Source organism: Marinobacter sp. UBA3607 (assembly GCF_002375525.1).
Lineage (GTDB): Bacteria > Pseudomonadota > Gammaproteobacteria > Pseudomonadales > Oleiphilaceae > Marinobacter > Marinobacter vinifirmus.
This window is the reverse complement of the sequence record NZ_DFLY01000010.1, coordinates 250,314-259,521: the sequence shown is the minus strand read 5'-3', so window position 1 is coordinate 259,521 and position 9,208 is coordinate 250,314. Positions and strand designations below refer to the sequence as shown.

General features: G+C 56.5%; 11 protein-coding genes and 1 pseudogene. 8 read left to right on the top strand and 4 right to left on the bottom strand.

Translation table 11 applies throughout. The features are described from left to right. Positions 1–56 precede the first annotated feature (56 nt). Positions 57–434, top strand: a complete 378-nt coding sequence (locus B2589_RS03790) for a thiol-disulfide oxidoreductase DCC family protein (protein ID WP_286815655.1) — start codon at positions 57–59, stop codon at positions 432–434. Between the two features lie 11 nt (positions 435–445). Here the strand turns inward: B2589_RS03790 and B2589_RS03785 are convergent, their stop codons facing one another. Further along, positions 446–1,354, bottom strand: coding sequence for a bestrophin family protein (locus B2589_RS03785; RefSeq protein WP_286815654.1), 909 nt, complete (start codon positions 1,352–1,354; stop codon positions 446–448). A gap of 555 nt (positions 1,355–1,909) precedes the next feature. Here B2589_RS03785 and trxC point away from each other — a divergent pair. Together trxC and B2589_RS03775 are read left to right on the top strand one after the other, a co-directional pair. Then, positions 1,910–2,350, top strand: a complete 441-nt coding sequence (trxC, locus tag B2589_RS03780) for a thioredoxin TrxC (RefSeq protein ID WP_286815653.1) — start codon at positions 1,910–1,912, stop codon at positions 2,348–2,350. Positions 2,351–2,377: 27 nt separating this feature from the next. Beyond that, entirely contained in the window at positions 2,378–2,680 is a 303-nt protein-coding gene (locus B2589_RS03775) for a hypothetical protein (RefSeq protein ID WP_023011220.1), read from the top strand. 234 nt (positions 2,681–2,914) lie between these two features. On the opposite strand, the gene B2589_RS03770 is transcribed toward B2589_RS03775, so the two are convergent. Next, on the bottom strand, positions 2,915–3,475 hold the full coding sequence (locus B2589_RS03770) for a TIGR00730 family Rossman fold protein (RefSeq protein ID WP_199456702.1): 561 nt from the start codon (positions 3,473–3,475) through the stop codon (positions 2,915–2,917). A gap of 336 nt (positions 3,476–3,811) precedes the next feature. Between B2589_RS03770 and B2589_RS03765 the strand changes: the two genes are divergently transcribed. Beyond that, positions 3,812–4,141 (top strand): hypothetical protein, encoded by a 330-nt coding sequence (locus B2589_RS03765; protein ID WP_199456703.1) that lies wholly within the window; start codon positions 3,812–3,814, stop codon positions 4,139–4,141. Between the two features lie 110 nt (positions 4,142–4,251). Here B2589_RS03765 and B2589_RS03760 read toward each other — a convergent pair. Further along, positions 4,252–5,058, bottom strand: a pseudogene (locus B2589_RS03760) (AAA family ATPase); the annotation flags it as partial. A 61-nt stretch (positions 5,059–5,119) separates the two neighbouring features. Between B2589_RS03760 and B2589_RS03755 the strand changes: the two are divergent. Further along, a complete protein-coding gene (locus B2589_RS03755; RefSeq protein ID WP_286815652.1) occupies positions 5,120–5,596 on the top strand; it encodes a hypothetical protein in 477 nt (158 codons plus the stop codon). Positions 5,597–6,414: 818 nt separating this feature from the next. Then, on the top strand, positions 6,415–7,677 hold the full coding sequence (locus B2589_RS03750; protein ID WP_286815651.1) for a dicarboxylate/amino acid:cation symporter: 1,263 nt from the start codon (positions 6,415–6,417) through the stop codon (positions 7,675–7,677). Positions 7,678–7,726: 49 nt separating this feature from the next. On the opposite strand, the gene B2589_RS03745 is transcribed toward B2589_RS03750, so the two are convergent. After that, a complete protein-coding gene (locus tag B2589_RS03745; protein WP_199456706.1) occupies positions 7,727–8,065 on the bottom strand; it encodes a hypothetical protein in 339 nt (112 codons plus the stop codon). 173 nt (positions 8,066–8,238) lie between these two features. Between B2589_RS03745 and B2589_RS03740 the strand changes: the two genes are divergently transcribed. Further along, a complete protein-coding gene (locus B2589_RS03740) occupies positions 8,239–8,646 on the top strand; it encodes a glutaredoxin family protein (protein WP_286815650.1) in 408 nt (135 codons plus the stop codon). Positions 8,647–8,692: 46 nt separating this feature from the next. Continuing rightward, entirely contained in the window at positions 8,693–9,175 is a 483-nt protein-coding gene (locus B2589_RS03735; protein WP_286815649.1) for an FKBP-type peptidyl-prolyl cis-trans isomerase, read from the top strand. Positions 9,176–9,208 lie beyond the last annotated feature (33 nt).

Here is a 9,208-nt window from a genome sequence, read left to right as displayed (position 1 = left end):
ACCTTGGTCTGGAATACGCAGTCAGATGAATGCGATGCAAACAGGAGGGGATAGCGATGACGGCACCAAGCGATCAGCTTCGTGTGTTCTACGATGGCGCCTGCCCAAGCTGTGTCAAGGATCGCAGGCTTTATGAACGACTCGCGGGCAGGACCGGCGAATCGGTGGAGTGGGTGGATATCACAGGCCGTGATGAGGAGTTGGAGGAACGTGGTATAGACCCGAAAGCCGCGCTTCAGGAGCTCCATGTGGAAGATGGCCAGGGCAACATCCACCGGGAACTGGATGCCTATATTCTGTTGATGTCGCGGGTCTGGCTGCTGAAACCGCTTGCCTGGCTGATTGGCTTGCCGGTAATTCGGCCAGCGCTGGCAAAGCTGTATCACAAATGGGTGAGCGAACGGCTGGAGAGAACCGGGCGCATGCCGTTGTAACCGCCGGGCCCTTACTGCAACTGGTATTTGACCGGCTGCAGCGGTTCGGGTGCCGGGTCGCCCAGGACTTCGGCAACACTGATTTCATGAATGCGGCAGATGGCATCCAGCGGCAGGTCGTTGGTGTGTCGGCCAAAGGGAAACTCAAGCTGTTCAGACAGGCGATCCAGCCCGAAAAACGTGTAGGCCACGATGGCGGTGAACACCGGCGTAAACCAGCCTGCGACGCCTACCAGCCCGAACGGGAGCAGGTAGCAGAACACATACGCGGTGCGGTGAGCCAGCAGGGTGTAGGCAAAGGGCAACGGGGTGAGGGCAATGCGTTCCGAGGCCGCCTGAATGCCCGCGAGGCCATGAAGGTGCTGGTCTACGGCTGCGGTTGCTACAGAATCCAGATCGCCCGCCTTGTGGGCTTCGGCGAGTACGTCTCCGGCCCGGTGCAGCATAAAGGCGGCGGGGTTGCGGGTGCTCAGGGCCTGGTCAATGAGTTCGGGTGCCAGTGACCCGGGCAGATCAGACCGTACATCTTCTCCACGCAACTGGCCGCGCAGCAGGTGAGCGTGAGCGAGGCATCGGGTCAGAAGCTCCCGGCGTCGCTCCGGGCTCAGGTAAATGGTGCCAGTCCGCGCCAGGCTGCGAAATTCGTACACCATATGCCCCCAGTGTTTTCTGGATTCCCACCAGCGGTCGTAGGTGGCGGTGTTGCGCACGCTTAAAAAGATGGACAGGGCGATGCCCATGATCGTGAACGGCAGAAGTGTGTAGTCGACCATGCCGTCGAGGTAGTGGTGGCGCGAAACCCAGGTAACGGCGGCTGCAAACATTCCCGTAAGCAGAATGTGCGGCAGAATGTGGGGGACAACAGACCCTTTCCAGGCCAGTAACAGCCGGAGTGGGCCGGGGCGCTCGCGAACAATCACGGTTAACACTCCTGGGATGGATGATGGCCTTGCTTGAGGATTGGCCGCTGTGATTCCTATGCCTTTTTACGGAGAACCCACTCGTTACACAAGGGGGTAAGCTTTTTTAAGCGAGGGGGGCAGCACTCTGGCCGTTGCCTGGCATTACCCTGTGGTTTCAGGGGCAACCAGATCAGGCAGCGGATTTGTGGCAGCAGTCACTGTCGCAGGGTGATAGCAGATAAGTGCTCGAAACTTCGAGAAACTGTTCGATAATCTGTGTCATCAAGATTCCCTCTGATGGTTTATTTGAGTTGCAACCTAATAGGTTGGGGCGCATTCCCATAAAAAAACTTCGGAAAACCGAAACACATTGAGACCGCCTGGCGCCGGGGCTGTAAATTCCGACTGTTTTATCGACAGTCCCATGGCGCTTGAGCCTCTGACACCGACTTACTTTGATAGTAGCGGAAAGCGGTTAATGCGTGTTCGTGAGATGCGATTTTTCGTGCCGCTTGATTTCTCTTCTCCTGCCCTGATTATTTCTACCATCAGCCAATCAGAGGCCTGTTCATCATGACTGACGTTAGACACCTGGTATGTCCCCATTGCCACAAAGTGAATCGCGCACCGGCCGACAAGTTGTCCTCCGGCGGCAATTGTGGCGCCTGCAAACAACCGCTTTGGCCGGATCAGGTTCTGGAGCTAACGGAGCAGAACTTTGCTACCCATACCGGGCGCAGCGATCTGCCCGTGCTGGTGGACTTCTGGGCCAGCTGGTGTGGCCCGTGCAAAATGATGGCGCCCCAGTTCGAGCAGGCCGCGAAGGCCTGGCGCGGGAAAGTGCGCTTTGCGAAGCTGAATACGGAACAAGCCCCCGGGCCGGCCGGTCAGTTTGCGATTCGCAGCATACCGACCCTGATTCTGTTCCAGAACGGCCGGGAGATGGCGCGCCAGAGTGGCGCCATGAATCAGGCCCAGATCAGTCAGTGGCTGCAATCGCAGGGTATTCGCTAGGAAAAACCGGGACAAAGGTGTCGTAGTATGAAGTTTCTGATCATCGGTGTTTTCGCTGCCATCGTGGCTGTCCTGATCTGGCGTAGTAAACAGAACACCGCCCCTGAAGAGCAGGCCTGTGCCATCGACATTGGCAAGTTGCTAAAAACCAATCCGGATGCCCAACCGCAGGCCATTGCCGATGTGTTCCAAAAGTACGGCATTGATCAATCTCGGTGTAAGGCTGTGGGCGCGATGGTGATGCCGCAGTTGCGAAAGCAGGGTTTGAAACCGGAAGATGCCAGGATTGCGATGGGGCAGGTGAGGGCGGCTTACCCTCTTGTGTCCTAGGCTGAATCAATTGAATTGATGATCGGAGAACGCTATGGCAGGTGGATGGTAACGAGATTGCCCGTTTTAGCATCAATTTTCCCGAGCCCTTTTGCTGCGGGGCTTCCGGGCGCTTAATCCGAGGTTTCCAACACAGTTATCCACAGGTTTTGTGAGTAAAGTTCGTGATAAAGCGGGTCAGGAATCAGGCCGACGGTCGTACCGGTCTTCCGGGGTTTGGTTCGGCCCGCCGGTTCAGCTCCACTTCAGTTTGGGCGCTTGGTAGGACTGGATGGCCGAGAGCAGTTGCGCTTCGTTATCCGTGTGGATAATCATCTCGGCATGGTGCGGTTTCAGGAAGCCGGAATCGGTCATGTTCGAGATCATCTCGAACAATTTATCGTAGAAACCATTGACGTTGTAAAAGGCGCAGGGTTTTGCGTGATAGCCGAGTTGAGCCCAGGTCCAGGCTTCGAAGATTTCTTCCAGGGTGCCGACGCCGCCGGGCAGGGCCACAAAGGCATCGGTCATTCGGGCCATGGCGGCTTTTCGTTCGTGCATATCAGCAACAATTTTCAGCTCGGTGAGGCCCTGATGGGCCAGCTCCCGATCTTTCAGGTACTCGGGAATCACGCCGTACACTTGAGCGCCCTTTTCCAGAAAGGCGTCTGCGACCACGCCCATCAGGCCGACGTTGCCACCGCCGTACACCAGATCCACTCCGTTCGTTGCCAGGTAGTGCCCCAGAGCACGGGTTGCCTGGGCGAATTCCGGGTTTTCACCGATGCTTGAACCACAAAATACGGCAATTTTCATGGGTCTTACGAGGCTCCATTGATTCGGTTCAGAGGGTTGAGTGAGTTCTTCACTCTGTTGTGGTTGGTCCGGGCGTCTTTGGGTGCCGGAGCACAATAGAATGCCGCCTCCGGTCTGCCCAGTCTAGCGGTTGACCCTACATCCGAACCCGGAAGCCAGTTGTTAAGGCTTCGTAACCTGTTGAAGTATAAATAAAATGTAAGAGGTGGTGTCTCGTGTGATTCTGTTATTCTCGAATGGTTCAAAACTGACAGGTGCCTGGTGGGGCGCTGAGAACAGGCTCTCCCACCGGCGATACAGGACAAGTCAGACCACCTGAACCATGGGATTTACATCATGAATATGAAGTCACTGCTCGTTTTTCTGTCTCTGAGTGCCACCTCGTTGGGTGCCGTTGCGGGTGATACCGCCGACGCCGCGCTGGGTGGAGGTATTGGCGGCGCACTGGGGGCCGCCATCGGCAACGAGGTGGGTGGCAGAGACGGAGCGATTCTTGGCGGGGCTGTCGGTGCGGCAGCGGGAACGGCCGTGACCACCCGGGACCAACGGGACCACGATCGCGATTATGATTATGATCGCCGCCGGTATGACGATGATCGCGGGTATTACCGGAAGTCTCGCGGCCATTTCTGCCCACCAGGCCAGGCGAAAAAGGGTAACTGCTGAGACGCTTGTGTGTTTCCGGGCGTAGAGGGCGCGTTGTGGATATCACCGCTGGAGGAATTGATGTGTAACCTGCAGGACGTGATGTCCGGAGCCTGGTGACTGCTGAATAGTCAATCCATCCAGTTCCAGGGGGGCGCGTCCAGAAGCCCCTGGCCAAGAATGCGGGTTTCACCCAGCTCTTTGTTCAGTGCGATGGAATGGCAATCGTCGTCTGCTTCCAGAGCGGCTACCAGTCGAGGGGCATGGGAAACAACCCACACCTGGGTTTCCCGCGAGGCGCGAATGATCAGTCGGCCGAGGGCCGGAAGCAAGTCGGGATGCAGGCTTGTTTCGGGTTCGTTCAGCACCAGTAGTGATGGTGGGCGGGGTGTGAGCAGCGCGGCAACCAACAGCAGGTAGCGAAGGGTGCCATCAGAAAGCTCGGCCTGATTCAGGGGGCGGAGCAGGCCGGCCTGCTCAAATTCCAGGACGAAACGGTTGCCTGCGTCTGTGCTGAACCCGAGCCTCGCTCCGGGAAAGGCATCTTCAATAGCACTGTGCAGGCCCTCCCGGTCGCCGATTTCGTGAATGGTACGCAGGGCTGCAACCAGGTTATGGCCATTGTGGTCCAGCACCGGGGTACGGGTCCCGATTTGCGGGGTCCGGATGCTGGAGTGTTGATCGGTGCGGAACTGATCGTAAAAGCGCCACTGCCTGATGGCCTGCCGGACGGCATGGACTTCAGGCACAGCCACAGGATCACTGATCTCGCTCAGAATGCTCTCATAGGTGTTTAGCCGGGTGTCGTAGACCTCCCATTTCCGCCCTGAACGTACTTTGACAACCGGCCCGATGCGATCAATCAGACAACTGCTTGGGCGGCAGACATCACCCACCCAGATACATTCGCGTTTTATTTCAGGGTCGAGCTGGATCGAGAAACGGCGGGCGCTTTTAAAGGAACTGGATTTTGCGTTGGGAAGCATAGCCCGCCGGGGAATGTCGCTGGACGACGATGCCAAGCTGAAACGAGCGCTGGGGTTGTCGTCGAAAAGTATTGTTAACCACTGGAATAAGGCTGGGGTGGGTGACATACCCGGGTACGCCACCAATTTTGAGCGGGTTGCGGCGGGCGCCAAGTATGCAAAGGGTGTTGGCTATCTCTCGATTGGGCTCGATGTTGCTGCTTCGGGAATGAAAATTCATGCGGCGTGCACAGCAGGGCAAGCGTCTGAATGCAGGCGCGTTAAGTACGTCGAAGGTGGTCGACTATCTGGTTCTGCCATTGGTGGCAGCGCGGGTGCATTTGCTGGACCATTAGTTTGTGGGGCCATAGGGCTTGCGACAGCAGGCCCAGGTGGTATCGCATGCGGAATCATAATGGCGGGTGTTGGTGGTTTCGCCGGCGGGGCAGTAGTTGGAGGCATCGGTGAAGATGTTGGTGAAGTAATTTACGAGGTAACGATAGATGAATGACACCCTCCAGATAACAGCTGCATTCATCGGGGTTGGAGCGCTCGGTTTGGGATTGGTTTCACTATGCATCATGCTCACCTTGGCCTTCTCTCGAGTGTCGAAAATCGAAGAAAGAATTTCGCGCCCCGGAACGTCTGCACTGGAACACCGGAAAATCTGGGGTAATGACCCTCTAGGCCGATTAATGAGAAGCGGCTATGTATTTACGTTTCTTGTTCTTCGATCAGTACCCTCGAGCCGGCTTAATCGGTCAGCGGCGAAAATTGGTGATGTATCCACACAATTACCTTTGCGAATGACCTTGTGGGCGGTAGTGCCTCCATTACTTTTGTATGGTTGCTTTGCAGTGTTGTTAATTGTCGGTTTGCTCTTGTGAGGAGCATCTGTCGGCATTGTTGACTTCCTCAACGATGAGTGGTGTCCGGTTTAGCGGGGGCAACTACACGTGCGTAGCGTTCGGAGTTACGACCGCTGGAGTAGGTGGCGTGGCATGTGCGGTTATCGCGGGTGCGGTGTTTTTCAAGACAGTTGGCACTGATTTCTCCGTTTAAGTTTGTGAGCAAGTCGCTGCTGAGACAAATCCTTCATATCCATATAGCATCCCCGCATAGCCCATTTTTGAACCAATTTCCGCGAACGCCTGCTGCATAAGGCTTAGGGGTGGTTAACCCTAGGTTTCCAACAAAGTTATCCACAGCTTTTGTGTGTAAAGTAAGTGGCAATGCCGGTTTACGCATAAGCCGGTACTGACCAGAATCCCGGTCCTTAACGTGATAGATTGCCTGCCCACGATCCGGCAAGGTTGTAAGGAAGCCGCTATGAAAGCTGTACTTAATGCTTATCTGAATACTTCGCTGGTGCTGCGCATTGGTGTTGCGCTTGTTCTGGGCCTGGTTGTCGGGCTGGTGGGCGGTCCCGGGGTGGCTGAATGGTTGAATCCGTTGGGGGATCTTCTTCTGCGGTTGCTGAAGTTCCTGATTGTGCCGATTGTTTTATTCACGCTCATGGTGGGGATCAATCAGGCCAACCTTGGCAGTATGGGGCGTGTGGGTCGAAAGCTGCTTGGCTTCTATGTGCTGACGTCGGCGCTGGCCATTACCGTGGGGTTGGTGGTGGCTTCGGTCTTTGCTCCGGGTAGCGGGCTGGAGCTCTCATCCTCGGCCAGTGTCGATGTGCCGGAGAACCCGGGGTTTGTTCAGGTATTGCTGAATATTGTTCCCACCAACATTGTGGGGGCCTTTGCCGAGCCGAATCTGCTGGGGATTATTTTCACTGCGGTGGTGTTTGGTGTTGCCCTGCTGAAGCTGCGGGAATCAGAGGCCCATAGTGAAGTGGCAGAGCGCGTTTACGGTGTGGTGTCCGGCCTGAATGAAGTCACTATGAAGGTAATGGCCGGGGTGCTCCAGTATGTGCCGATTGGTGTGTTTGCGATTGTTGCCAGTACCGCCGGTGCCCAGGGCATGGCCACCATTTTGGCGCTTGGGGACATGGTGATGGTGCTGTACATCGCCCTGGCGGTGATGCTGGTGGTGTATGCATTGCTTATGCGCCTGAATGGGGTGAATCTGAGGGACTTTGTTCGGGAGGCCCGGGCGGCGGTTGCAACGGCCTTTGCCACTCAGAGCAGCGCCGGCACACTGCCTCTGACCCTTAACGCAGCGCGGCGTTTGGGTGTGCCCCAGAGTATCTACGGGGTCAGCTTGCCGCTGGGCGCCACCATCAACATGGATGGCGCCGGTATTCGGATTGCGATTTCGGCGGCGTTCGCCGCCAATGTCATCGGGGTGCCCCTGGATGTCATCACTATGCTGGAGATTGTTCTGATCGGCACCTTGGCGTCCATCGGCACAGCAGGCGTGCCGGGTGCGGGGATTGTGATGATTGCCACGGTGTTTGCCCAGGTGGGGCTGCCCATTGAAACCGTGGCGCTGCTGGTGTCCATCGATGCTCTGGTGGGGATGGGCGCAACTGCCATGAATGTTACCGGGGATCTGGTCTGCACCTCTGTAATCTCCCGTTCCGAGGAAAAATACGAGTTGGCGCCACAAGCCCCGACAGCGCCAGAGCGACAGTCGTCCTAGGAAACTTTCGTTCTGCTCAAATGGGCTTTTGTGATGTGCGGGCCAGTGATCATGGATGATCTTTTGACATCAAAGTCATGGCAGAGTTATCCAGGTAACTCACGCCAGGCTCCCCCGTGACTTCGCGCAAAAGCGCGGCAGCGATGGTGTCGGCTCTGACCGGGCGATAGCGCTTCGGGATAACGGGTGCCAGCAGGCGGCTGGCCATCAACCCCAGTTTTTCGGCGGGCCGGCTTTCTTCTCGTTCAGCGTCGATCAGCGACGGCCTTGCCAGTACCACGCGCTCAAAGCCCATCCGGGCCACGGCTGATTCCACCTCGCCCTTGGTTTGTAGATAAAAACTCCGGCTTTTCTCGTTTGCTCCGAGCGACGAATTCAGAACAAACATGCTGGCTGCCGACGGCGCCAAGGATCATTAGCTTCATTGGGAACTCCTTTCAGTGGGCATTACCGGGTCAACCGGGGAAATGGTATCCTCTCCCCCGAATTTATAGTTCGCAAATCAAGCCAAAGTGCCGGCACCCGGTAGGTTACCTTTAATCCGGAATTTGAGTGTTACCCATGAGAATCATTATTCGTTATTTTTTCCGCGCCCTGCGTCTTGTCCTGACGCCGTTCATGCTGCTCAGCGAAAAGCTCAGCACACCCAAGGGTGTAACTCGCAGTGCTGAACAGCAAGCCAGCGTTGACGAGGCCAGCAAAAGCCTTGCCCTTTACCAGTTCAAAGCTTGCCCATTCTGCATCAAGGTGCGTAAAGAAATCGCCCGGCTGGGGCTGAACATTGAAACCCGCGATGCCCAGCACGACCCGCAGCATCGTGCCGCGCTGGAGGCTGGCGGTGGTCAGGTCAAAGTGCCTTGCCTGAAGATTCGTCAGGAGGATGGCAGTGAGCAGTGGCTTTACGAATCTGATGACATCAAGGCCTGGCTGCAGGAGCGATTCGAGCCGGGTGTTGAAAGCCGGGCCTGAGTTCAGGTCATTTTAATGAGTGCCTTTAATCATTACAGAGAACGCTATGCCAATCGAAAAGAATCAAGTGGTCCTGTTTCACTACATTGTGAGAGATGAACAGGGCAATGAAGTTGAAAATTCCCGTGGCGGAGAGCCGAACGCCTACCTGCATGGCCACGGCGGTATTATCCGGGGGCTGGAAGAGGCCCTGGAAGGCCGCGAGGCAGGCGATACCTTCAGTGTAACGGTGTCACCGGACAAGGCCTATGGCGCTCGCAGGCCAGACGCCATTCAGCGCGTACCGGTCAAGCATCTGATTGGTGCCAAGCGCTGGAAACCGGGCATGGTCGCCCAGGTGCAAACAGAGCATGGCCGTCGCCATGTGGTGGTTGCCAAGGTCGGGCTCAAGTTCGCGGATGTGGATACCAACCACCCGATGGCCGGCAAAACCCTCACCTTTGATATCGAGATTATCGAGGTACGTGCAGCGGATGCTGACGAGATTGCCCATGGCCACGTTCATGGCCCGGGCGGGCATCATCATTAACTAAGGCTGATGGTCACGGAAACGCCGGGTCGG